The sequence below is a fragment of the Shewanella cyperi genome (genome assembly GCF_017354985.1).
GTDB classification, from domain to species: domain Bacteria; phylum Pseudomonadota; class Gammaproteobacteria; order Enterobacterales; family Shewanellaceae; genus Shewanella; species Shewanella cyperi.
This window is the reverse complement of the sequence record NZ_CP071501.1, coordinates 3,588,991-3,613,246: the sequence shown is the minus strand read 5'-3', so window position 1 is coordinate 3,613,246 and position 24,256 is coordinate 3,588,991. Positions and strand designations below refer to the sequence as shown.

Below are 24,256 nucleotides of genomic sequence, written 5' to 3'. Positions count from 1 at the left end.
AACGGATCCTGAGGGATCAGAGAGAGAGTCAATGCCATTTTTAACTCAAGTCGAACACAGCCTGCTGCAGGGCGGCCTGGATCTTAATGATCTGGCCCACTACCTCAAGCTTATCCACGCCCACAAGGTCGATTTTTCCGACCTTTATTTCCAGGGCAGCCGGCATGAGACCTGGGTACTGGAAGACGGCATCATCAAGGATGGCAGCTTTCATATCGAGCGCGGCGTTGGCGTCCGTGCCATCAGCGGCGAGAAGACCGGCTTTGCCTATGCCGATGAAATCAGCCCCGCGGCGCTGGAAGCCTCTGCCCTGGCCGCCCGCGGCATAGCCGAGAGTGGCAGCCAGTTCAAGGTACGCGCCTGGAAACGTCAGGGAGCCAAGGCCCTGTATGACAGCCTGGATCCCATTGCCGCCATGGAGGAGAGCCGCAAGATTGCCCTGCTCAAGCAGGCCGACGCCTATATCCGCAGTCTCGACAGTCGCATCATCCAGGTGGTTGTCAGTCTGTCGGCGGTGCACGAGGAAATCCTGGTGGCCGCCAGCGATGGCACCCTGGCCGCCGATGTGCGCCCCTTGGTGCGCTTCAACAGCTCGGTGATCCTGGAGGAAAATGGCAAGCGCGAGCGCGGTGCCGCCGGTGGCGGTGGGCGCCATGATTTCGCCCCCCTGTTTGCCGACGATGCCAATGGTCTGCCCGAGTGCTTCGCTTTCTGCCGCGAGGCGGTGCGCCAGGCCCAGGTGAACCTGAACGCCATAGACGCACCGGCCGGGGAAATGCCCGTGGTCCTGGGGCCGGGTTGGCCAGGGGTGCTATTGCATGAGGCCGTGGGCCATGGCCTGGAAGGAGATTTCAACCGCAAGGGCAGCAGTGCCTTCAGCGGCAAGCTCGGCAAGCTGGTGGCCTCGCCCCTGGTGACCGTGGTGGATGACGGCACCCTGGCGGGCCGCCGCGGCTCCCTGACCATAGATGATGAGGGAACCCCCAGCCACCGCACAGTGCTTATCGAGAACGGCGTGCTCAAGGGCTATATGCAGGACAAGCTTAACGCCCGCCTGATGGGAGTTGCGCCCACGGGCAACGGTCGCCGCGAGTCCTATGCCCACCTGCCCATGCCACGGATGACCAACACCTATATGACCGCCGGCCAGTCGAACCCTGCGGATATTATCAAGTCGGTGGAGAAGGGCATCTACGCCCCCAACTTCGGCGGCGGCCAGGTGGACATCACCTCGGGCAAGTTCGTGTTCTCGGCCTCCGAGGCCTACCTGATTGAAAAGGGTGAAATCACCAAGGCCATCAAGGGGGCGACCCTGATAGGCAATGGCCCCGAGGCCATGAGCCAGATTTCCATGGTGGGTAACGATTTGGAGCTGGATAAGGGCGTCGGCGTCTGCGGCAAGGATGGCCAGAGCGTGCCCGTGGGTGTCGGTCAGCCGACCTTGCGTCTCGACCGACTCACGGTCGGCGGCACCGCCTGAGTCGATCACTCCTTACGATAGCTGGAAAAAAACAGGGCTCCTTTGGGAGCCCTGTTTTTTTATTCACCGATTTCATCTCTGAGGTACTTGAACAGTTCCCTTGATGCCTTGGAGTCCGGCCCCTTGGCCAGTTCCTTGTTGGCCTGACGCACCAACTGGCGCAGCTTCTGCCGGTCCAGCTGCGGATGATCCTCCAGCAGCTGCTGGATTTCACTGTCACCCTGGGTCAGCAGCCGTTCGCGGTGCTTCTCGAAAATCTGCGCCTTGGCAGCTTCGTTATTGTTCTTGTTGAGCACCCGATCCAGTGCCGTCTGGATGGGCTCCACATCGACGTTGCGCATCACTTTGCCGACAAATTGCAGCTGGCGGCGATAGGCCTCGGTGTTGACCTTGATTTTCTTGGTCGCCAGCACGGCATCGAGCACGGACTCATCCAGCTCCATCTTGTCCAGTTGGCTCTTGCTCAGGGCCACCAGTTGCTTGCCCAATTCCTGTACCGCATCGCATTCACGCTTATGCTCGGACTTGCTGACGTATTCCTCGTCCCGATCATAGGGCTGCTTGAAGTGCTCGGAATCACCCACGATATTCATTTGAAAAAACCTCTGTTTCAGCTATCCGCCAATAATACCATTGCCCGGACAAAAGCGCCTGCGAAGAATGCGGTCAACAAGGTGCCCGGGCCAATAACAGATGTGAATCCAGCGGCCCTTTGTTATGCTAAAGCCATCTGCGAATTCAACTTAAGAGCAAGACAGTGTCGGCCAACAATATTGAACTGGAATTGAATCACCTCAAGGACGCGGTCGCCATGGCCCTGGACTACGCCGCCAAGCTCGGCACGGGAGCTGCCGAGGTGGCGATCAGCAAGCAGCAGGGCTTGTCTGTCTCCACCCGCCTCAAGGAAGTGGAAACGGTCGAGTTCAATAAGGACGGCGCCCTGGGGATCACCCTGTTCCGCGATGGCTGCAAGGGCAGCTCGTCCACCTCGGATCTCAGCCCCGAGGCCATTCGCCAGGCGGTGAAGGCTGCCGACGATATTGCCCGTTATACCTCGGCCGATCCCTGTAACGGCCTGGCCGACAAGGCGTTGATGGCCACCGAGTTTCCCGAACTGGATCTGTTTCATCCCTGGGAGTTGACCCCGGCGGAGCTGACCGAGCTGGCTGTGCGCGCCGAAACTGCTGCCCTCGATGCCGACCCGCGAATTAAAAATTCCGATGGCGCCAGCGCCAACGCCCACACCGGCATCAAGGTGTATGGCAACAGCCACGGTTTTCTGCACGGCTATTGCAGCTCCAGGTACAGCCTGTCCTGTGTGCTGATCGGCGAGGAAGACAACGGCGACATGCAGCGGGATTATGACTACAGTGTTTCACGGCGCTTCGGTGAGTTATGGGCCCCCGAACTGGTGGGCCAGAAGGCGGCTGCCAAGACTCTCAGTCGCCTCGGCGCCCGCAAGATTACCACGGGCAAGCTGCCGGTGCTGTTTGCCCCCGAAGTGGCCACCGGTCTTATCGGCCATTTGATTGGTGCCATCAGCGGCTCCAGTCTGTACCGCAAATCGAGCTTTTTGCAGGATGCCATCCATACCCGGATTTTTCCCGAGTGGTTCAGCATCAAGGAGCAACCTCACCTGCAAGCGGGACTGGCCAGCGCCGCCTATGATGCCGAAGGTGTGGCGACCCGCGAGCGCGACATCATCCAGGCCGGGGTGTTGGAAACCTACCTGCTGACCGCCTATTCTGCCCGCAAATTGGGGCTGACCGACACGGGCCATGCCGGTGGCATCTATAACTGGACCCTGTCCGACAGCGGCATGGACTTTGATGAGCTGGTGCGCCAGATGGGCACGGGTCTGATAGTGACCGAGGTCATGGGGCAGGGCGTCAACAGCGTCACAGGTGATTATTCCCGCGGCGCCGCCGGTTTCTATGTGGAAAACGGTGAGATCCTCTACCCGGTGGAGGAGATAACCATAGCCGGTAACCTCAAGGACATGTACCGCAACATCCAGGCGGTCAGTTGCGATAGAGATCTGCGCTCGTCCATTCGCACCGGTGGTATCTTGCTGGGTGAGATGAAGATCGCCGGCAATTAATGCCGGCGGCAGTTGAATTGGTTCAGGAGGCCCCGCTTGCGGGGCTTTCTTTTGGCGGCGCTGTCTCAGGTGAGCTGCCAAACCAGTGATAACCCAAGGCCTCAATCAGGCCTTCCTGTTCCATCTGCAGCAGCAGGGTCTGGAACCTGGCGGCTAAACTGTCTGCCTGAATGCGGATGGGCACATTTTCTGGTGCCAGCGGCTTGGTCGGGTCAAAGTCAGGGTTAGCCTCTTCGGTAATATGTTTACTCTTGCGGGAGAAACCCAGATACATGGGGTGGGGCGCCTCACAACACTGGGTCTGCAGCCTGAGTCCGGGCTGTGGATGCTGCTTCAGAAAATACCTCAGGTTGGCTTCGTCATAGACAAAAAAATCCCCTTTGCGCTCCTGCAACAGCGTCAGAGCCTTGGCGATGTCCATGTCCATCAGCTGGCGGATGTTGAGCTTGGGTGGCAGACCGCCAAGATCAAAGCCTCCCAGGGAACGCAGCAATACCATGTTGTGACGCACCAGATCGTCAAGCCGGGTTATGGACGGGGCATCTTCACGGCCGATACCCACATAACGCTCCTTCAAGCCATTGGCGATAAAGTGGACTATTTTCTGCCGTTCCTCGTTGAAGCCCAGTCCGGGATAAAAGTCGATGTCGCCCTTGGTCAGGCCATGCATTATGCGGTTTTTGGGTTCGCGGACCACGGTCAGTTGGCAGCCCAGCCGCTGGGCGGCCAGCTGATACAGTTCGAAATAGAGACCGCTGTTGTCCGGGGCTTCATGGATATAGGGCATGCGCTCACTGGTGCGGTAACCCATCACCAGCTCACAGCCATGGGCCGTCAGCGATGCCATTGCCAGTCCCAGGCAGGCGATTAAGTGGATTTTTTTCATTGTTCTAGTCGTTATGGTGGAGACTTACTCGGGTACTGTTCAAACATATAGCCCTATGCAGCCCGGGGCAAATGAAAAATCTGTCCCTAAGCTGTAGATTTTTTCAGCGCCATGCCTTAGGCTGCGCCCTGAGGCGGCAGCGCCCTGAGGCGGCAGCGCCCTGAGGCGGCAGTTTGGCCGGCCTTGAATCAGCAGCTTTTAATCAGAAGCTTTTAATCAGGAGTGCTTATGAGCAAACAAACCCAGCCCCTGGCCCATGAAACAGGCCGGGGTGAGATCAAGGACAATGCCCTCAAGGCATTGGTCACCAGCACGCTGTTCAGCGCCAGGGTGGAGAAACCGAAAAAAGGCAAAGGGTCCTACAGTCGTAAGGGCCGGAAGATGAAGGGGCAACAGGGCGTTGCCCCTTTTGATTTTTATGGGGGCAATAAAAAAGCGTGCCCGGGGCACGCTTTTTTACACTAACCGAATTGGCTTATTCCGGCAGCTGTACCAGCTCGGCCCACAGGTCGTGCTCGTCGGAATGGGTGATCACGGCACGCACCAGCATACCCGGCTCAAGTTCGGTTTCGCCGTTGATAAACACCATGCCATCGATCTCCGGGGCATCGGCGTAGGAGCGGCCAATGGCGCCTTCCTCGTCCACATCGTCGATCAATATATCCAGCTCACGGCCCACCAGGCGTGCCAGACGCTCGGCACTGATCTCGGCCTGCACCGCCATAAAGCGCTCGTACCTGTCTTCCTTCACTTCTTCGCTGATAAGCTCTGCGAGCGTGTTGGCCACGGCGCCTTCCACTTCCGAGTACTTGAAGCAGCCCACGCGGTCGAGACGCGCTTCACGCAGGAAGTCCAGCAGCAGCTCAAAGTCTTCTTCGGTTTCACCGGGGAAGCCAACGATGAAGGTAGAGCGGATCACCAGCTCGGGACAGATTTCACGCCATTTCTTGATGGCTTCCAACTGCTTGTCGACGCGGCCCGGGCGCTTCATCATCTTCAGCACGCGCGGGCTGGCGTGTTGCAGCGGCATGTCCAGGTAAGGCAAGATCAAACCTTCGGCCATCAGGGGGATCAGGTCATCAACCCAGGGGTAAGGATACACATAGTGCAGACGGATCCAGGCGCCCATCTTGCCAAGCTGACGTGCCAGGCTGACTATGTCCTGTTTCACCGGCATGCCGTTCCAGAAGTCGGTGCGGCCGCCCTTGTCCTTGCCGTAGGCCGAGGTGTCCTGGCTGACCACCAGGATTTCCTGCACGCCGCTTTCCACCAGGCGCTTGGCCTCGTCGAGTACACTGCCGGCGCCGCGACTGTCGAGATCGCCACGCAGAGCCGGGATGATGCAGAAGGTACAGCGGTTGTCGCAGCCTTCGGAGATCTTCAGATAGGCATAGTGCTTGGGCGTCAGCTTGACCCCGGTCTGGGGGATCAGCGAGGTAAAGGGATTGTGCTCGGGCTTGGGCACATACTTGTGTACGTGTTTCAGCACGGCTTCGTAGCTGTGGGGGCCGGTGATTTCCAGCACGTCAGGGTGCACCTCACGGATCTGGTTTTCCTTGGCACCCAGACAGCCGGTGACTATCACCTTGCCGTTTTCTTCCAGGGCCTCGCGCACTGCGTCCAGGGACTCTTCCACCGCAGCGTCGATAAAGCCACAGGTGTTGACTATCACCAGATCGGCATTGTCATAGCTGTTGGTCACTTCGTAGCCGTCGATACGCAGCTGGGTCAGGATCCGCTCGGAATCCACCAGGTTTTTCGGGCAGCCCAGGCTGACAAACCCAATGCGGTTACCAACGGTCTGGCCGTCGGTCGTTGACGCCTGCTGGGCCAGAGTTTTGGCCGGGGTGTCCAGGGTCGTGGTTTGCTTGGGATCAAAGGTTTCAACTGATTTATTCAAGATCTGGGTTCCGAGTGACTGTCCAAACGCGCCCTGCTGCCGAATTGGATTCAGTGTGCGGGACGAAAAAAGTGCGCGCGATTATACCTCAGCCAATAAAAAGGTACAGGCTTGCTGGTTAAAAATTATCCATCAAGCTAAAACCCACAGTGAGCCAAAAAATTTTAACCCTTTTACCGCCCATGGCCGTTACTAGGGGGCAGTGAGAACAGCAAATCAGCAAGCCCTTGGCTTGTAACAAACTTTTGGAGAAGCCCATGAGCAACAGCATTTTTCTTTCCCCCCTGGCCCTGATCCTGGGAAGTGCCCTAATCACGCCCCTGGCCTTGGCCGAGGACAATCTGCCGCTGCTGGAAACCGTCGGCGTTGCCGAGTTGGAGGTGCAGCCGGACATGGCCTGGCTGGAGGTACAGGTGGTCAGCAAGGGGCCGGACGGCGCCTATGTAAAAAAGGCATCCGACAAGGCGGTGGCCGGCTTTATCAGCCGCCTTACTGCGCTGGGGGTAAAAAAGGAAGACATAGAGAGTGCCAATTTATCCCTTCACCCCGAGTACGACTATGAAAAGGGCCGTGAGGTGCAGATCAAGGGCTTCAGTGCCAGCCGGCAAATGACGGTGGCGGTGCGGGATCTGGACAAGCTAAACGCCATTCTCGAACAGGCTCTGGGGGAGGGTATCAACAGTGTCAATCAGATCCGCTTCGCTCTCAGCGATGACAGCGGCTATCGCGCCAAGGTGCGGCAGCTGGCCATCGCCGATGCCCAGGCCAAGGCCAAATCATTGGCGACGGGCTTTGGCGAAAAGCTCGATGGCGTCTGGCGCATCCGCTATTTTGAGCAGGTACCGGTACGCCCCATGCTGTACAAGGCCGCCGCCATGGAAGCCGATGCCGTGGACCGAAGCTACGAGTCATCGGCCATCACCTTGAGCGACAGGGTGGAGGTCAGTTATCGACTGAAGCAATAACCTCAGCGGGTTTGAATGACGCCTTCGCTTTGGGAGGCGCCCCAATGGCTCAATTGTCGCTTGGATATTCCGGGGTAGTTAAGATCAGCTGATACAGGGCCAGATCCAGCCAGCGACCGAACTTGAACCCCACCTGTTTGACAGTGCCGGCATGCTCAAACCCCAGCCTTTGATGCAGGGCAATGCTGGCCTGGTTGCCCGCATCTATGGCGCCCACCAACACGTGCAGCTGCTGCGCCTGCGCGGCCGCAATCAGTTCCCGCATCAGTGCCAGCCCCAGTCCCTTGCCCCTGTGCTGCGGGTGAATATACACAGAGTGCTCCACCGAATACTTGTTGGCCGGAAAGCCCCGGAAGGCACCGTAGCTGGCAAAGCCCATCAGCTCCCCCTCAGCCGTTACTGCGCCTATCACGGGGTAACTGCCTGCCTGCTTGGCCTCGAACCAGGTTTGGATCCGCGCCATGTCCCTTGGCTGGTATTCATAAAGGGCGGTGGAGTGGGCTATGGCATCGTTGAAGATGGCCAGAATGGCCTCACCATGTTGTTCCAAGGTACAGGGGATGAACTGCATCTGCGGCTCCGGTGGGAAAGTTGACCGCAGTATGCCATAAGCTTTGCCCTGCGGGCAGAGACACTGTCAGTGATAATCATGCCGCTCCAAATGGAGGGGCGTGTCTTGTTTCCATTGCCCAATTGCGGCCAGGATGACTAGCTCTTGTGTGTTGCCTGCGATCCCAGCAGCAGGCGGGGATCTTCTTCCGCGCGAAGGGTCAGGACTTCGCAGCCTGTCTCCGTCACCAACAGCGTGTGTTCCCACTGGGCAGACAGCTTTTTATCGCGGGTAACCACTGTCCAGCCATCCTTGAGTAACCTCGTTCTGGCGCTGCCCTGATTCAGCATGGGTTCTATGGTAAAGCACATACCGGGGCGCAACTGCAGTCCTGTTCCGGGACGGCCAAAGTGCAGCACCTGTGGCTCCTCGTGCATTTCCCGGCCTATGCCGTGACCACAATAGTCTTCCACTACCGCATAGCCTTTGGCGCGGGCAAAGCTGTCTATGGCGTGGCCTATATCCCCGAGCCTGGCACCGGGACGCACCTGGTCTATGCCGCGCCACAGTGCCTGATAGCAGGTCTGCACCAGAGCTTTCGCCGCCGGGTTTGCATCCGGCATCAGGTACATCTTACTCGAGTCGCTGATAAAGCCATTCTTTTCCAGGGTAATGTCCAGATTCACTATGTCGGAAGCGCCGAGCACCTGACGGGCGTCGGGAACACCATGGCAGACCACCTCATTGACCGAGCTGTTCAGCACATAGGCATAGCCATACTGGCCCTTGCTGGCGGGGCGCGCCTGTAATTCATTGACGATGAAATCTTCGACCCTGTCGTTGATGGCCATGGTGGACACCCCGGGGCGCACAAAGTCGTCCAACATGGCGAATACCCGGGCGAGCAGGGCGCCTGAGTGGCGCATGGCTGCGGCTTCCTCGCGGGTTTTCAACGGCACCTGTTGCCTGGCATTTCTAGGCATCGACGCTGTGGCTCCCCGGCACTGTCACGGCTTCCTGTCGATAGAGATCCTGGATCAATTCGCCGTAAGTTTTACCGGGATTCAGCTCCGCCAGCATGCCCATCTTTATCCAGAATTCGGCCTGGGCATTGATGGAACGCGCCATCACGCCACTGGCCTTGCGCAGCTCTTCGTGCAGTTCATCGGAAATTTTGACTATACCCATAAAATACAAATCAAATATAAAACATATATGAATTGTATTTGTTTGATAGTTGTGTTGCAAGGGGCTCCTCGGCAGTAGTGCAGCCATCGGCAACCCGGTTATATCCAGGGGAGTAAGTATCAGGATTGCGTTCGGTATTGGTACAAATTTGTACAATACAATGGGTTACACGATGTTAGCTTGGTCATTCAATGCCCTAAAGCCGTAACCGGGCATGGGCTTATACCCAGCCGCTTTTTACAACCAGAGGAACGATATGCGCATCAACCAACCCGTGACCAACAGGGAGAGAACCTTTCCCCAGGACGTAAAACTCATCTCGGTAACGGATCTCAATAGCCATATCACCGACTGTAACCAGGCCTTTGTCGATATCAGTGGCTTCACCAAGGAAGAATTGCTGGGCCAGCCCCATAATCTGGTGCGGCATCCTGACATGCCGCCGGAAGCCTTCAAGGTCATGTGGCAGCATCTGCGCGAGGGCAAGGCCTGGATGGGATTGGTTAAAAATCGCTGTAAAAACGGTGATTTCTATTGGGTGGACGCCTATGTGACCCCGGTGACCGACAAGGGTAAGGTTATAGGCTATGAGTCGGTGCGCTCCAGCCCCAAACCCGCCGACGTCAGGCGTGCCGAGGCCCTGTATCGCCGCATCAACGAGGGCCGTGCCAAGGCGGGGCCTGCATGGGGCAGCCTGGTTGGAGGCCTGTTGCCCTCAGCAGCCGTGCTGGCGGGCATAGGTTTCTGGTTTGCCGGCTGGCCAGTGGTGGCCCTGGCATGGCTCGGTGCCTGGCCGTTGCTGGTACAGGCCCTGGCGGCGACCCGCAGTCAGCGGGTGTTTAAGGAGCTCAACGCCCTGACCTCCGAGTCCTTTTCCCATCCACTGGCGGCCGCCTCCTATACCGAGGAAAAGGGGCCCCTGGGTATGCTCAAGGTGGCTGTGCTCAGCGGCAAGGCCCACCTGGGCACTGTGCTGACCCGCATCGAGAGCGTGGCGGCCGGGGTTAGTCAGGCGTCCAACCGGGGCTTGACTTTGAGCCAGCAGGCCACGGCCAATATTCGTCAGCAACAGGTGGAAACGGATCTGGTGGCCACCGCCATGACGGAAATGACCGCCTCCATTGCCAATGTCTCCAACCACGTCAAGGACAGCGCTCAGGAGGCGGAGCAGGCGGCAACCCTGGCCGGTCAAAGCATGGAAGTGGCCGTGACTACCCGGGGCTCCATCGAGCAGCTGAACAATACAGTGTCGCAGATCAGCCAATCTGTAACCGAATTGGCCCAGCAAACCAATCAGATAGCGGCGGCGGCCGAGATGATCGAACAGATTGCCGAGCAGACCAACCTGCTGGCGCTCAATGCCGCCATCGAAGCGGCCAGGGCCGGTGAGCAGGGACGCGGCTTTGCCGTGGTGGCCGACGAGGTGCGCCACCTGGCCCAACGCACCCAGCAATCGACCCGTGATATCTATGCTGTGGTCAATCATCTGATCCACAGCGCCAAGTCCGCCGAAGAGGTGGCCAAGGTGGGTAAGGCCGAAGCCGAGGCCGGTCTGTCGCAGGTGTTTCGCAACGAGCAGATGCTGCAGGGCATTGCCGAGGCAGTAAACCGCATCGCCGCCATGTCTGAGCAGATGGCCAATGTGATCGATCAGCAGCAGAGCGTGTCGGAGGAGATTAACGAGCAGGTGGTCAATATCTCGGCCAAGGCCCTCGACAGTCTGGAACAGTCGGAATTGGCCTCCAGTCAAATCCAGCAGTTGGAACGGGCCGCCAATGACCTGCATGAACTGGTGAGCCGCTTCAGGCGCTGATCCCAGGCTTGGCTTAACTCAAGCGGGCGTTCTGGATCTCTGCCGACGGTTGAGCCAGAGCCCGGCCAGGAAGGCCAGGGCGTCGCCCAGACTGGTGATGAGCCGCAGCAATAGCGCCAGTGACAGGGCGGCTCCCGGGCCGTAGGCCGGCTCAAGCAAGGTCACCATTATGGTTTCCCGTATGCCGAGGCCGGCCGGTGCCCCCGGGGTGACAAAGCCCGCCACCCATGCCAGGGCAAAACTGCCGGTCAGCAACCAGAAATTTGCCGCAGCGCCACTGCCGAGTTGCATGGCAAGCAGCCAGAGTATGGCCCCCAAAAGCAGAAAGTTTCCCGTGTAAAGCAGCAGACACCACAGCAACTGTGGCAATGGCGGGCGTTTGAGGCTGATGGGGCCTATGGCCGGCATCAAGGAAGCCAGCTTGCGCAGCAGAGGATCAACATACCGCAGCAAGACCAGCAGCGGCAGGCAAACCAGAGCAGTGATCCCCAGGATTTGAGCCAACAGGGAGCTGTTGGGGGCAAAGCTGCTGTTCGCCACTATGGCCATAAGTATGCTCAACATGGCGGCCAGTAAAACCAGCAGCAATTCCAGCACCATGCTGAGCCCTATGGCGGCCTTGCGCCAACCGGCCCGGTGCGCCAGCACAGCCCGGCCCACATGCTGTCCCACATTCCCCGGCAGGTATTTGGCAAATTGCGACAGCAGGCCAATGACCACCGCCTGGGCCAGGGTGGCAGATTCCCCAAAGCCTTTCAGCAGCCGTTGCCAGGCAAAACCCGTTACAACAAAGGTCAGCAGATAACCGCCCGTGGCCCCAAGCAAGGCCGGCAGGAGTGCCGCATGCCACAGGCCGAGGGGTAATGCGGCCCAGTTGTTGATGGCATAGCGCACGAAAAAAGCGCTGGCGGTCAACATCAGCGCCAGGCCAAGCCAGGAATAGAGGCGTTGTCTGTGGGCGGTCTGCATCAGGGGTCAGACCATGGGTTTTTGCGCACTGAGTAACAGGCGGGCCTGAAAGTATTTGCCGACCTTTGGCAGGGCGGAAAGCGGGTGCAGCAGGCGCGCCACGTTATAGTGGGGAATGAAATGAACCCTGATGTTGCTGAAACCCGCCCGGCGCAGAAAGCCGAGGTTTTCTGCGGCATTTCGCACCGCTATGTGCTCGGGAAACTGCCGCAGCAGGACATTGTGTTGTTTCATGATTTCCAAAATGAAATCTGCATTGGGCGTGTGCTGATAGAAGTTGCCCCCCGGCCGCAAGCAATGAAACATGGCATTGACTATGGCTTGCCATTCATCGTCATAGACGTGCTCACTCAAATCCAGACACAGGCCGATATCAAAGTCCTGTGCATGGTTTTGACTGAAATCCGTGATGGCAGCGCACTCAAACTTCAACCGGGAGGCATTCAGCTCGCGTTTTCTGTGGTTGGCGGCGGCAATAAATTCAGCGGAGAAATCCACTCCGGTATAGGCGCCGATCCTGTCCTTGATGGAGCCGATAATGGCCCCATCACCGCAGCCGAAATCGACCACCCTGGCGCCGGAGGGAATGTGGATCTGATCCAGCAAACGGCTCAGTCTGGCCGGTGACTGCCGACTGAAGCGGGCGACATAGTCTGCGCCGTGCAGTGCTTTTCTTTGCCTCTCACTCAATTGTTCCATGTCCCTGTCCTCGACTTGCTCTCTGTTACAGGTTGTGATGAGCCTTGTTGGTATAACCGTCCTGGATTAACGCATCAAACTGCTTTGCAAACTCAGCAGCTGTGTGGGAGCGGGTATAGTGTTGGCTGAGTTCTTTTGCTTGCTTGACCATGTTTTCTGCCAAAGTCTTGTCCGCCATTATTCTCTCTATACTGCTGACTATGTCGTCCGGCGACGCTTCAGGCACGAGTAGCCCGGTCACTTCGTGCTGAACCAGGTCCGTAATCCCGCCTACCGCTGTGGCAATGACAGGAGTTCCCGCGTGCATGGCTTCGATAAATGTCAGCCCCTGAGCTTCGGTGGCTCCATCGGCGGTCTGTCTCGATGGGCCGACAAATATGTCCGCTGCGGCCATGTAGTTGGCAACTGAGTTTGGTGCTATCCAACCGGTAAAGTGTGTTCTTTCAGCAACTGCCAGTGTGGTTGCCAGCAGCCTCAAAGCGTCATACTCAGGTCCATCGCCCACCACCATCAGGCTGGCATTGATGCCTTTGTACTTGAGCGCGGCCAATGCCCGCAACATATCCTCGGCGCCTTTCTGCTTTACCAGGCGCCCCACAAAAATCAGCAAGGGTCCTTCGGCTATTCGGTAGCGATTGCGCAGCTCAGCCTGGACTTGAGGATCAATACTGCTGATGCTGATTCCCATTGGAATCAATTGTGGCTCAGGCAAAGCGCGTGAAATGGTTTGCACTTGCCTTCTGGTTGCATGGCTGTTTACCGTAACAAGGTCAGCATTATTCAGTGTAAAGGCTTTGAATATTTCCATTATTCGGCCTTTCAGGGCAAAAGCATCACTGCCATGAACTGTGATGACATGGGGGACGCGAAATAATTTGGCCGCCAATACCCCGGTAAAACCTTGGGGCAGGATCCAGTGGGAATGCAGCAGATCGTAATTGCCCCGCATTAAACACTTGATAATGGCCAGCCATTCAAACAATACCAATGCCGGTAGCTTAAGGTAGTTCAACTTGTTGCGTTGCAAATTCATCAAGGCACCACCCTGATAGCAAACACTTTCCCAGCGTTCAGGCCACAAATATCTGAAACGTTTGACCGTCACTCCGTCCAGTTGCTCGGCCATAGCCGCTTGGGGAGCGTGTGGTGCCAACACGTCGACTTCCCAACCGAGAGCAATTAAATCCCGGGCAAGGTGATGTATAAATGGTGTGGTGCTGTCTCCTTGCCACCTGGGATAATTGGAACTCACGAGCAGAATTCGTTTTATGTGTTGAGCACGAATGTCATCCTGTGGCTGCATCTACATTATTTATCCTATAAATCACACGCGGCTTTGGGTTATTTAATTCTGCCAATCTTTGGCTGTGGCTTATCTGTGGTGTCTGTCTGTTCGGTCACAATCCCTTGTTTGGACTCACCCTGGCTGGATGCCAATTGCTGCTCAAGTTGATCGATGCGGAGCAACATTTTTTCAATCAATCTGCGATTGAAATTAATTAAATCGGCAATCAAACCGGCCAGTAGGGTGAATACCCCGAGAATGACTAATGTGCCGCCGAGTACCAGTGATTGCACATGCCCATCGCCCTGTCCCAGCCAATAAAAATAGATGAAGCGCACTATGGGGATGCTTCCCGCAATCAGGGCCAGCAGACCCAGGGTAAAGAACACCCGCAGCGGCCGGTACATGGTGTACATCCGCAGCAAGGTGGTGATCGAGAAATACAGGAATTGGGGAATGCTGCGAAAAAGCCGCGAGTCGCGCTGTTTCTCATTGGTGGCCACCGGCACAGAGACCACGCTCAAACGTTTGGCGCTGGCCTGCACCAGCATTTCTATGGTGTAGCTGAATTCGGAGACTATATTGATCTGTTGGGCGGCGTGGCGTGACAGGGCCCTGAAGCCACTGACGGCATCCGTTATGTTCAACTTGGTCATCTTTTTGATGATGAAACTGCCCAATACCTGCAAGGTCTTTTTAAAACAAGAGAAATGGGGATTGCTGAAGCCGCCCCTGTCGCCTATGACTATGTCGGCCTTGGCAGCCAGTATGGGCTGCACCAGACGGCTGATGTCGGCTCCGCAATATTGGTTGTCACCATCGGTGTTGACTATGATGTCTGCGCCCAGTTGCAGGCAGGTTTCTATTCCGGTGTGAAAACTGCGGGCCAGCCCCATATTGCCCGTGTTGGATATAATGTGATTGGCTCCGGCTGCGCGGGCCATGTCGACCGTGGCGTCGGTGGAACCATCATCGATCACCAGTATCTCTATGCTCTCTACCCCAGGGATGTGCTTTGGCACGGCAGCGATGACAGCCCCAATGCTGGCGGCTTCGTTGTAGCAAGGAATTTGCACAATCAGCTTCATCTCAATACCTTATGCCATCTCTGTGAATGTTGGTTGCTGCCCAGTGTTCAAATTCAGAAGCCGTTGAAAATGGAGCGCTCCTCCGGGTCCTTTTCCGGGCGATACAGCTGCTCTCCCCAGCGCAGGCTGAATTTTCCTGCGATCGTCATTGCGCTGATGCTGTGCTGACCGGCATTCAGCTGTACAAGGTCTCCGGGCATGAATTCCTCTCCATCAATCAAGACCTTGCCATGCCCCTCCAGGGTATAGCCTCCATTAATTATGATAGTGAAGTTTTGCTCCCCCGCGGGGGGAGTGAGTACAAACTCCTTGCCTGCCACGTAGAGTTCACCCCAATGGTGAATATAGTTGTCGCTCAGGCTTTGCTTGTCTTCCGCCAGTAGCTGGTAAGCCGCCGGCCCCGCCGAGCGTGCCCGGGAGATATCAAGCGAGTCGAGATTGGCGATAAAAAACGCTGGTTTGTATGACGATATGGCCTTGGTAAGCAGCGGGCTTTGTCTGAGGTGATAGTTCTCCATTCCCCAGGTGCTCATGAAAAAACCGACCTGTTGGAAGGAAGACACCATGCCACAGCGGTCAATGTAGGTGGAAGGCTCGGGGAAGAGCCTGTGCACCAGGGCCAGCAATTGCTGTTGGTTGTCCAGGTTGCGTGCATATGGCATCCAAAATCCATTGAACAGTATGCTGCCGCTAAAACTCAGCAATACCAGGCCCTTGATGGCGTTGGTTTCTGCTTTGCCGGAATGCTGCTCCAGGCCGTCCCAGGCAATGCCACACAGAGGACTGACTGGGGCCAATATAAAGGCGTAATAGTAGGGAAAGGCATTGCGGTAGAACAACAGGGACGTCAGTGGCAGCAGCAATGCCAGCAGCAGCCAGGCTTCCTGCTTCTGGCTTTTGTCTATCGCTTTGTTCAAAGCAATCTTCAAGCCATACAACAGGGTCAGCCAAAATCCCATGTCCACGATGAAGCTATAGCTGAGGTAACGTTTTCTGGGGAAGAGCGTATTCTGCTCAAGTGTTTTGTCCAGACTGTGGGACAGCAGGGATACGTCCGAGAGTCCTGTGATACTTCCCAAACTGGCGTAGTGGTAAAGGTACATGAGGGCGAAACCCATCACTGCTGCCGTAATGAGGGGCGGCCAATGGTGTTGGCCTAACCTGTCGTGCTTGGGTCTCAACAGGGTAATCAAGAGAATAAGCCCTATGGTCGGCAGATAAAGGGCTGACTTTATGCTGAGCATCATGGCCAGTGCCATTGCCAATCCAGCCAACGCCCAGAGGGCCTTGGTTGTCTTTTTTTGCAGTACTACATCCAATGTTGCCATCAGGCAGCAGCTCAGTAAGGGGTCGACCCTGAAACTGTTGCCCATGCGCATATTGTAGGAAAGGGCGGCATACGCCAGTACGCTGAACAGTGCGCCGTTAAGGCTGCTGAAGCGGCGGCAAATGCGGAAGATCAACAGGCAGGTGAGCAACTGCAACAATAACATCAGCAGTCGCAGCGCAATTATCTGCTCTGCTTCATTTTCCGGGAGCCAGGTCACCCAGCTGAACAGGTGCACATGAAAGGTTTGTAGTCCGTAGCTTAGGTCACCTCGCAGATGATCGTAGATCAGTGACAGATAATAGAACTCATCCCAGTTAATTTCGTAGCGGCAGCCAACGTACAGACGCCCTGCCAAAGCGAGGCAAAGCAAGCCGGTCAACCAATGTGTTTGAGTCAGAACTGAGTTCCATACCTTGGTTTGAGTATTTTCAACCAGGGTGTCCATGACTCAATGCTCCTGAGCGTTGGGTGAATTGGCCGCTTCGCTTCCCGTGGCCACGTGGATTTGGCAGCCCTTGAACTTGTTGAACCCGGGATCATCTCGATAATGCCCACAGAGGGCCGAGAGCATTTCCCGCCATGGGGCGTCGCCCTGGTAATTGCCCAGGTAGTGCCAGTCTTTGGTCTGGGTATTGACCAGAACCGGCTCCTTATCATCGGGGAACAGCACCAACTGCCATTGCCTGTGATACACGGCCCGCTGTTTGCGGGCGATGTTCGTGTTGTAGGCCTCAGGCTTCATGACGGCCCGGCCATTTTTCCGGACTTCGTATTGGGATGCTGTTTCGGACAACACTTTCTTTTCATTAATGAAACTGGCATTAACCGAACGTACGGGCAATGAGGATTCGACAAATACCATGCGGTTGTCCTGGTCCGGCCGGGTGTGTTTTGGCAGGGGCTGGCCATCCACTTTTGTGTCCAGGGGGAGGCCCAGTTCGGCATACAGGGTGGGGACTATGTCGACCAATGAAAACAGTCCATCGATCCGCTGTGCCGGGTTGACCGGCTTGCCAAGGCTATATTTCAGGTGTGCCAACAGCACATGGGTTTGCTCCTGGGCCAGCAGATTGGTGCCGTGACCCCAGGCCGACACATTGAGTTCTCGGTCCTCCCCATCTCGGGTTGTGAGCCTGTCTTGCGGCAGCATGAAGCCTTCACCGTGATCAGAAACGATAAATACGTGCGCATTGTCGAGCATGCCTTTGTGTGCCAGCTGCGTCATAAAGTCATCCAATTGGCTATCGACCTTCTTCAGCATGGCCTTGTACATGAAATGGTTATAGTTTCCTTGCCATTGGTTGCTGTCGAGTTCAACAAAGTCCTTGGAGGTGAAGGGCCAATGCAGTTGGCAAAAATGAATGGCCAGAAAGTTGGGCGCTGTGGGTGACAGACTGGTCACGACTCTTTTGTTGAATAATTGCGGGTCGTAGGTTTTGCCGTAGGCGCGATTGATATTGAGATAGGGAAACAAATATTGGCCCACCGAGGTATTGATCAACAGATTAACCAGGGGTAAGTCCGCCAGATTGGCAATAATGGCGTCGGCCGCACCAACCTTGGGGCCCACCACGCTATCGAATCCGTACTCTTCATCAATCTGATTAAAGCGTCGTTCATCCATGGCGTAGGTTGTCTGGTAGCCTCGCTTTGACAGCGCGTCCACCAAGGGGAAGGGCTTTTGCACCAGCTCGGGGGGAGCGAGATTAAAGCGGGCGCCATTATTGGTGGGATACAGGCCCGACAATATGCTCATCCAGGCCACATAGGTTCGACCCAATGGCGTATAGGCTCGGTCATAAAGATTGGCCTGTGCCAGCAAGGCATTCAGTTTGGGAGCCAGGTTGGCATCTGCACCGAGGTAAGCCAGATGATCAGGTCTCAAGGCGTCAATGCCAATGATAAACACGTTCGGGTTGGCCTTGTTGCCCTTGGTTTGGCTGACGGGGGCAGGCGTTATCCAGGCTATTCCCAATCCCAAGAGGATCAGCACTGTGCCCATGGTCACTCCCTTTAACAAAGGGATATGCAGCAGCGTCAACACCCCATAGAGAAAATTGGCCAGCAACAGCAGGCCCAACAGGCCGACAAAGGGCACACTTGCCATGGGACTGCCGCGGAATATCCCCAGCAGGGAGGTGGGGTACAGCAATGAATTGGCTGCCAGTGCCAGTATCAGATGCAGCAGGAGCAGTATGAACCAAATCTGGGTGCGCAGGGTATCGTCAGCTATCCGGTTGAACCAAGGATGGCACGACAGGGTGATTACGGCAGCCCAGAGGCCATGCAGAAACAGTATCGCAGCGATAAATAAGCCAATATCTAGGATGAATCCCCGGCTCAGCAGTTGGCTTGAATCCAGCTGCATCATGGTATCGGCCATGGAAAGGGCTGAGTAATACTGGATCAGGTGTTTGTAATTAAACAAGATGATCAGCAGCAGTATCATCAGTGCCAGGGTTCTGAAGAAGGTGCGCAGCAACGAGACCTGTGCCCCGGAGTGAGTAGAGTGCAATGCTGCTGTTCCTTGGCCCATGCCTTCCCCGTATGCCTAAAATTCTTCCCGGTTTGATTCGGTCAGATACGCATGCCGGTTTGCAACCGGCTCGCGGTTGTCACTCCTGCGGCGCATTTTTTGTAAGCTGTGCTTGGGGGCCGCCAAGTGTTTTATCTGTCAACGCGCCTTTTTGTGCAGTCGTGCTTTCAACTTTGAAATCTTCAACATGTGCCAGCAGGTTTTCGCCATGGCCCGATGGCCAATCGCCAAGCAGAAGATAGCGTTCGGCCAATGTTGCCCCGGATTCTTCGCCGGACTCTAGCGCGTACCTTATCTGCACCACCTGCCAAGCGGGCAGCGCTATGGTGACCAGCAACAGCAAGATAATGAGATTTAAACTGAATTTTGCTGCCAGTATTTTGTTCTTGGCCATTCGCGCTCCGCCTTCCCCATTATTCCCAGATCGCTCAAGAGCATCAGCGCTCCGACTCTGGTCTCTAAAAAGTATAGACAGGAACCAGGCTTACGACGTGGGCTTGAGCCAGTCAAGGACTGGTTAATCGTTGGCGGCCGGCAGGGATGCGCGTCATATTCCGGGTTGTTGTTGCTCAGAAACTATACTAGAGCTTTAGGTGAATGGCTGGAACCTTGTGGGAGTGATGAGTTGATGACGCTTGGCTGGAAGAGGGCGTTTCAGAGGAGAAGCGGGGGCAGGATAAGTCCCGGTCTGGTGTGCTGTGTCGCTTGTTTGTTGTCCTCATCCTTGTTGGCCGGGCAAGTTAACGTGCCTACGGCTACTGAAGTGGAAGACGGTGGCAGTACCTCTTTCCCCGGGCTGATTTGGTTCAACCCTCAGGGTCCCAAGTTCCCGGCACTCAGGTTGCGAAAGCTGGCCATCGATCTCGGCATAATGCTGCCACCCTTGCCACAAACAGCCGTCGAGTTGACCTCAGTCGACGAAGCCTATAGCGCTGTGTATCTGCAATTAGCCCGGAAACTCTCCCAAAACGGTGCAAGAGCACTGGTCACTAGTATTGAATCCTTGCGGCAACGGGCCGGCAATGGGGACCTGGACACCATGGTTGCCGAGCTGACGTCACCCTGGCCACAATTCCAAAATCTCAGACCCATGCTGAGTTATTACCGTGAACTAAGCCGCTATGAGTGGCCGTCATTGACACCCTTTGAATTCAGGTTGGGGCACAGGACGGCTGAGATAGCCAAACTGCGTTGGATGCTGACGCAACTGGGGGACTTGAAACCCAGGAAAACCGACAGCTATCGGGATGCGATTTATGATCCCGGTCTGAAATTGGGGTTACAACATTTCCAGGCCCGCCATGGTCTGGAGCAAAGCGGCAAACTCGATCCCCGCACCTTGGCGGCTTTGAATACGTCACCAGGGGAAAGACTGTTGCAGATACAGACTAACCTGTGGCGAGCCTTGTCTTTACCCGTGGCTTTGCCCGAAGCCTATATCTGGATCAACTTGCCCGAGTTTCAGTTATATGCGCTGGAGCAGGGGAAAAATGTGCTGCAGATGAGGGTTATAGTTGGCTCAGCGTCGACACCCACGCCTTTATTAGAGACCAGCTTGACCCACTTTACTGTGAACCCGGAGTGGAGGCCGCCTGCCAGTATTATCTATCGGGAGTTGTTGCCGAATAACGTCCGTGATCCCGGCCTGCTTGCGCGTCAGGGGTTTGTTTTACACAGTTTGTCATCCGATGGTGTTCCGTCGTTGGCGTTGGGGAGGGAAACCCCGGAACAATTGTCCACACTGTTAAGGCAATATAGCTTGGTACAAGCCCCCGGCCCGGCGAATGCCCTTGGGAAATTGCGCTTTTCCATCCGCAATGATGAAGCCATTTATTTGCACGACACTCCCGTCAAATCGCTGTTCTCCCAAACCGGGCGCGCCTTGAGCCACGGCTGTATTCGCCTGGAGGATCCGAAGGGCTTGTTGGCTTTTCTGCAATCCAAAGCACCAGATCTGGATCCAAAGGCTATCTCCCTGGCCCTGAAGCTCACCGAGCCCAGGGATTTCGTTCTGACTACCCCCATAGCTGTGATAGTCGGCTACCAAACAGCCTGGGTGAACTCAGAAGGGATACTGCAATTCAGGGAAGATATTTATGGTCTGGATCGGCAGCATTCGGTATGGGCTGAACTGGGACTGAACCAAGGAAGTGCTTTATGACGAGGCAGCCTATTGATTTAATGAAGCTGATTCACCAGGAGAAAAATGCCAGAATGCGTCTGCGGCTGCTGGCGCTGCAACATTTTCTTGAAGGTAAGTCGCGTTATCAGATAGCGGCTTACTTAAAGGTCAGTCGAACCAGCGTCAATACCTGGATCAGTAATTATCTATCCCATGGTTTAGCCGGGCTGATGGAAAAAAGACGTCCCGGGCGCCCATCGGCATTGAGTCAAGCCCAGCTTCAGCAACTGTTGTTGCATATAGAAAGGCGCCGCAACGGTGACGGCACTGAGATGAGCGGTCTGGAAATTCAATCCTATATTGCCACTACATTTGGCGTAGACTACGAAATATCTAATATTTACCGTATCTTAGACAGAATACTTCCATCCTGAAGATCCAGAATTATTACTGTCCTCAAGCTTCAGTTGTTTGTCATCCCATATGGCATTGGGAGCACCTGCATCCCGGGTAATGAAATCCCAATCTAAAGTCGCACTTGCATTCTTTTTTCTATGATTAATTAACTGGTCCTATTTAACCATAATTAAACAAATGAGTGAGTTCAGCAGATTAATTAACAATTTTCATTAAAATTAGTATCTTATATTAAATATCTGAAGTTTTATCGATTTAAAGATTAAATAAATTACATTTTAACTGTTTGTTTTTAATGAGTTTGTGTTTTTGTGGTCTTAACCTGCCGACCTGTCCATCCTATGCCAAAAGCAATCAGGTGGACCAATTAATTATTCAGTTAAAAATCGCTCTCCCCCCTTTGCTACCTTTAATTACAGCTGAGAAGTGCTTTTTTGAACGTCGAAGCTGGGGTGAAAGCTGAAGTTGGGAATACCATTTTCAGTTTCTCGCTAAAGGAATGGCGTAAAGAGGTAAAAGTATTTAGGGCATTGATTGAGGGGAGTGACGGGTGAAGCACTGCGTCTTCTCAGCAGCATCAACATATCAGTCGATATGTTCTGTCTGACAAGGCCTTCTTCACACAGATCTTACTGGGTACCTCATACGCGCTGTTTAATATGTGTTCGGAGGAAAGTGGAAATGAAACTTGCAAACCTGATGACTGAATTCATAGAAGATGAGAGCGGTTTGACCGCGGTGGAATATGCCATTGCCGGTGGCTTGGTGGTAGGAGGCATGATTGCTGCGTTTAATCTTTTGGGTGAAAACGCAACGGCTAAAATCGATTGTCTGGCGTCTGCCGTAAACGGCAACAGCCAGGATTGCACTCAATAAGTGTCTTTTATGTCGCTAGCTTTGAGTGCCGGCCTTGACAAGTAGTTGAGGGGGCACTCGAGACCTTTGACTGCACAGGAACGCCAGTAAGAGGAAGAGCTGCCATGAATGACACTCATCAGTTGCTTCAGACCCAATTATTGCTGCAAGTACTGTTGGCGGGCAGCTTCTTTCTCGTGGCTATTGGCCTGGATCTCTATCGGCAACGTATCCCCAACTTGTTATGTTTGGCCGCCATTTTCTGTGGATTTGCCGTTAATGGCTACTTTGCTCAGCTTAACGGCGTGTTGTTGGCGAGCTTGGGGTTTGCATTGGCATTTGCCTTGTTGTTTCCTGTGTTTGCTTTACGGGTTCTTGGGGCCGGTGACGTAAAACTCATGATGGGTATTGGCGCACTGATGGGCCCACAATTGCTGCTTTGGAGCTTGGTATATGGGGTGGTCGCCGGCGCGGTCACCAGCCTGTTGCTTATCTACTGCAAGGTGGGGGGGCGAGGTTTGCTGCAAACCCTGAAACGCTATTGGGACTGCTTGTATTGCCAGACCTATTTTCGACCGGAACCGGGCGAGGCCGCCGGCCAAAAAGTGCCCTATGCACCGGCGTTGGCTTTGGGGTGGATATGGGCTTGTGCACTGGATCCCCAGGTTGCCAACCTGATGGCCGGTCTTCAGCAATGGATTGGCGGAGGCGTCTGATATGTTGCAATCCAATCAGGAGGAGCGGGTCGGCGTTGACAGTCTGGTTACAGCTCAGGCTCAGGGGGCAACGCTAAATACAGATGTACTGGCCAAACGTCCTACCACGGTAGCAGAAACCGGACTTTCCGAAGCCTTGCTATTGGATTTACTTGTAAAGCATATATTTACTTCTGGAGTATTAACCAAGGAAGTCCTGGTTAACAAGATGGCCATCACAGGTGGCATTTTGCAATACCTGCTGGATACGGCCAAGAAACTGGCTTGGGTAGAAAATCGCCAAACCACGGCTGATGGGCAGATGCGCTATGCGCTGAGCCTGGCCGGTGAACTCCATGCCAAACAGGCTTTTGCCCGCAGTGGTTATTTGGGATTGGCACCTATCCCCTTGGCTCAATATGTTCCCATTTGTCGTAAGCAATCCAGTCGCGCCAATCCTATTACCCTGGACATGTTGCAACAGGGACTCAAGGGGTTGGTGTTACCCCGCGACCTTTTGCACAAAGTTGGTCCGGCCATGAATTCCTGTCGTCCGGTACTGATATATGGGCCACCAGGAACGGGGAAAAGTTACCTCTGTCGTCATCTGAATCTTGCCTTGGGGGACGATGTCCTCATTCCCTATGCCTTGGCCATAGGCAATGAAATTATTCAGGTGTTTGACCCCGAGCTTCATCACAGCGTGGAAGTGGCGGTAAATCACAATCCCCTCGACTTGGCTCAGGGCCACGACCCCAGGTGGATTCGATGTCACAGGCCGCTGCGGATAACCGGTGGTGAGTTGACTGCAGAAATGCTGGAGGTTCGTTTTGATAACCACAGCCGAACCTACATGGCACCGCTGCAGTTGAAGGCCAATAACGGCATTCTGTTACTCGATGACCTTGGACGCCAGCGTATCAGTACCAAGCAGTTGTTCAACCGTTGGATTATTCCAATGGAAGAACGGCGTGATTTTTTGGGACTGCAATCGGGTGAACATTTTGAGATCCCCTTTGAGCTGATTCTGCTTTTTTCTACTAACTTGGATCCCAGGGAACTGGTGGATGAAGCCTTTCTCAGGCGTCTGGGCTACAAAATTCATTTCGATGCTTTGGATGAAGATCTTTATCGACAAATTTGGTTTCGGGTGTGTGACGAACTCAAGCTTAGCTGTACAGAGGAAGTATTCAGATATTTGTTGCGTGAATACCATCAAGGTTGCAATAAGCCGTTGATCCCCTGCTATCCAAGGGACTTGCTGGGCATCATCTCTGACCAAGTGCATTTTATGAAACTGGAACCGGTTGTAACCCAGTCTCTCATTGACTCGGCTTGGTCAATTTATTTTGTTTGATTCGGTGCAGCCCATGCGCA

At 55.0% G+C, this 24,256-nt stretch carries 23 protein-coding genes; 10 read left to right on the top strand and 13 right to left on the bottom strand.

Annotation, left to right across the window (positions count from 1 at the left end):
- Window positions 1-31 precede the first annotated feature (31 nt).
- Window positions 32-1,480: a metalloprotease TldD gene (gene tldD, locus JYB84_RS16055; protein WP_207321021.1), complete on the top strand. Its 1,449-nt coding sequence runs from the start codon at window positions 32-34 to the stop codon at window positions 1,478-1,480.
- Between the two features lie 59 nt (window positions 1,481-1,539).
- Here tldD and yjgA read toward each other — a convergent pair whose 3' ends face one another.
- Entirely contained in the window at window positions 1,540-2,073 is a 534-nt protein-coding gene (gene yjgA / locus JYB84_RS16050) for a ribosome biogenesis factor YjgA (protein WP_207321020.1), read from the bottom strand.
- 164 nt (window positions 2,074-2,237) lie between these two features.
- Here yjgA and pmbA point away from each other — a divergent pair, with 164 nt between their 5' ends.
- Window positions 2,238-3,581, top strand: coding sequence for a metalloprotease PmbA (gene pmbA, locus JYB84_RS16045; RefSeq protein WP_207321019.1), 1,344 nt, complete (start codon window positions 2,238-2,240; stop codon window positions 3,579-3,581).
- A 22-nt stretch (window positions 3,582-3,603) separates the two neighbouring features.
- Here pmbA and JYB84_RS16040 read toward each other — a convergent pair whose 3' ends face one another.
- On the bottom strand, window positions 3,604-4,467 hold the full coding sequence (locus tag JYB84_RS16040) for a substrate-binding periplasmic protein (RefSeq protein WP_207321018.1): 864 nt from the start codon (window positions 4,465-4,467) through the stop codon (window positions 3,604-3,606).
- A 228-nt stretch (window positions 4,468-4,695) separates the two neighbouring features.
- On the opposite strand from JYB84_RS16040, the gene JYB84_RS16035 reads away from it, so the two are divergent.
- Entirely contained in the window at window positions 4,696-4,932 is a 237-nt protein-coding gene (locus JYB84_RS16035; protein WP_207321017.1) for a ribosome alternative rescue factor ArfA, read from the top strand.
- 10 nt (window positions 4,933-4,942) lie between these two features.
- On the opposite strand, the gene rimO is transcribed toward JYB84_RS16035, so the two are convergent.
- A complete protein-coding gene (gene rimO, locus JYB84_RS16030) occupies window positions 4,943-6,367 on the bottom strand; it encodes a 30S ribosomal protein S12 methylthiotransferase RimO (RefSeq protein WP_207321016.1) in 1,425 nt (474 codons plus the stop codon).
- 257 nt (window positions 6,368-6,624) lie between these two features.
- On the opposite strand from rimO, the gene JYB84_RS16025 reads away from it, so the two are divergent.
- Window positions 6,625-7,332, top strand: a complete 708-nt coding sequence (locus JYB84_RS16025; RefSeq protein ID WP_207321015.1) for an SIMPL domain-containing protein — start codon at window positions 6,625-6,627, stop codon at window positions 7,330-7,332.
- 49 nt (window positions 7,333-7,381) lie between these two features.
- On the opposite strand, the gene JYB84_RS16020 is transcribed toward JYB84_RS16025, so the two are convergent.
- The 3 genes from JYB84_RS16020 to JYB84_RS16010 form a co-directional block, all read right to left on the bottom strand.
- The gene (locus JYB84_RS16020; protein ID WP_207321014.1) at window positions 7,382-7,903 is read right to left on the bottom strand and encodes a GNAT family N-acetyltransferase; all 522 of its coding nucleotides are present in this window, start codon (window positions 7,901-7,903) and stop codon (window positions 7,382-7,384) included.
- A gap of 137 nt (window positions 7,904-8,040) precedes the next feature.
- Complete coding sequence (gene map / locus JYB84_RS16015; protein ID WP_207321013.1) at window positions 8,041-8,865, bottom strand: type I methionyl aminopeptidase; 825 nt, start codon at window positions 8,863-8,865, stop codon at window positions 8,041-8,043.
- Entirely contained in the window at window positions 8,858-9,070 is a 213-nt protein-coding gene (locus JYB84_RS16010) for a ParD-like family protein (protein ID WP_207321012.1), read from the bottom strand. The genes map and JYB84_RS16010 overlap by 8 nt, the downstream gene beginning before the upstream one ends.
- Window positions 9,071-9,326: 256 nt before the next feature.
- On the opposite strand from JYB84_RS16010, the gene JYB84_RS16005 reads away from it, so the two are divergent.
- Window positions 9,327-10,883, top strand: coding sequence for a methyl-accepting chemotaxis protein (locus tag JYB84_RS16005; protein ID WP_207321011.1), 1,557 nt, complete (start codon window positions 9,327-9,329; stop codon window positions 10,881-10,883).
- 18 nt (window positions 10,884-10,901) lie between these two features.
- Here JYB84_RS16005 and JYB84_RS16000 read toward each other — a convergent pair whose 3' ends face one another.
- From JYB84_RS16000 to JYB84_RS15970, 7 genes are all read right to left on the bottom strand, one after another.
- Window positions 10,902-11,852, bottom strand: a complete 951-nt coding sequence (locus tag JYB84_RS16000) for a lysylphosphatidylglycerol synthase domain-containing protein (RefSeq protein ID WP_207321010.1) — start codon at window positions 11,850-11,852, stop codon at window positions 10,902-10,904.
- Window positions 11,853-11,858: 6 nt separating this feature from the next.
- Window positions 11,859-12,551 (bottom strand): class I SAM-dependent methyltransferase, encoded by a 693-nt coding sequence (locus tag JYB84_RS15995; RefSeq protein WP_207321009.1) that lies wholly within the window; start codon window positions 12,549-12,551, stop codon window positions 11,859-11,861.
- 25 nt (window positions 12,552-12,576) lie between these two features.
- The gene (locus JYB84_RS15990; protein ID WP_207321008.1) at window positions 12,577-13,854 is read right to left on the bottom strand and encodes a glycosyltransferase family 4 protein; all 1,278 of its coding nucleotides are present in this window, start codon (window positions 13,852-13,854) and stop codon (window positions 12,577-12,579) included.
- Between the two features lie 38 nt (window positions 13,855-13,892).
- Window positions 13,893-14,924: a glycosyltransferase family 2 protein gene (locus JYB84_RS15985; RefSeq protein ID WP_207321007.1), complete on the bottom strand. Its 1,032-nt coding sequence runs from the start codon at window positions 14,922-14,924 to the stop codon at window positions 13,893-13,895.
- Window positions 14,925-14,977: 53 nt separating this feature from the next.
- A complete protein-coding gene (locus JYB84_RS15980) occupies window positions 14,978-16,699 on the bottom strand; it encodes a glycosyltransferase family 39 protein (RefSeq protein WP_207321006.1) in 1,722 nt (573 codons plus the stop codon).
- A gap of 3 nt (window positions 16,700-16,702) precedes the next feature.
- Window positions 16,703-18,790 carry a sulfatase-like hydrolase/transferase gene (locus JYB84_RS15975; protein WP_207321005.1) on the bottom strand — a complete coding sequence of 696 codons (2,088 nt, stop codon included), beginning with the start codon at window positions 18,788-18,790 and terminating at the stop codon, window positions 16,703-16,705.
- 79 nt (window positions 18,791-18,869) lie between these two features.
- Complete coding sequence (locus tag JYB84_RS15970) at window positions 18,870-19,184, bottom strand: hypothetical protein (RefSeq protein WP_207321004.1); 315 nt, start codon at window positions 19,182-19,184, stop codon at window positions 18,870-18,872.
- Between the two features lie 351 nt (window positions 19,185-19,535).
- Between JYB84_RS15970 and JYB84_RS15965 the strand changes: the two genes are divergently transcribed.
- The 5 genes from JYB84_RS15965 (at window position 19,536) to JYB84_RS15945 (ending at window position 24,236) form a co-directional block, all read left to right on the top strand.
- A complete protein-coding gene (locus JYB84_RS15965) occupies window positions 19,536-20,951 on the top strand; it encodes a L,D-transpeptidase family protein (RefSeq protein WP_207321003.1) in 1,416 nt (471 codons plus the stop codon).
- Window positions 20,948-21,346, top strand: a complete 399-nt coding sequence (locus JYB84_RS15960) for a helix-turn-helix domain-containing protein (RefSeq protein ID WP_207321002.1) — start codon at window positions 20,948-20,950, stop codon at window positions 21,344-21,346. The genes JYB84_RS15965 and JYB84_RS15960 overlap by 4 nt, the downstream gene beginning before the upstream one ends.
- A 664-nt stretch (window positions 21,347-22,010) precedes the next feature.
- On the top strand, window positions 22,011-22,205 hold the full coding sequence (locus JYB84_RS15955; RefSeq protein WP_207321001.1) for a Flp family type IVb pilin: 195 nt from the start codon (window positions 22,011-22,013) through the stop codon (window positions 22,203-22,205).
- A gap of 104 nt (window positions 22,206-22,309) precedes the next feature.
- Window positions 22,310-22,900 (top strand): A24 family peptidase, encoded by a 591-nt coding sequence (locus JYB84_RS15950; RefSeq protein WP_228290811.1) that lies wholly within the window; start codon window positions 22,310-22,312, stop codon window positions 22,898-22,900.
- Between the two features lies 1 nt (window position 22,901).
- A complete protein-coding gene (locus JYB84_RS15945) occupies window positions 22,902-24,236 on the top strand; it encodes a P-loop NTPase family protein (protein ID WP_228290810.1) in 1,335 nt (444 codons plus the stop codon).
- Window positions 24,237-24,256: the final 20 nt, after the last annotated feature.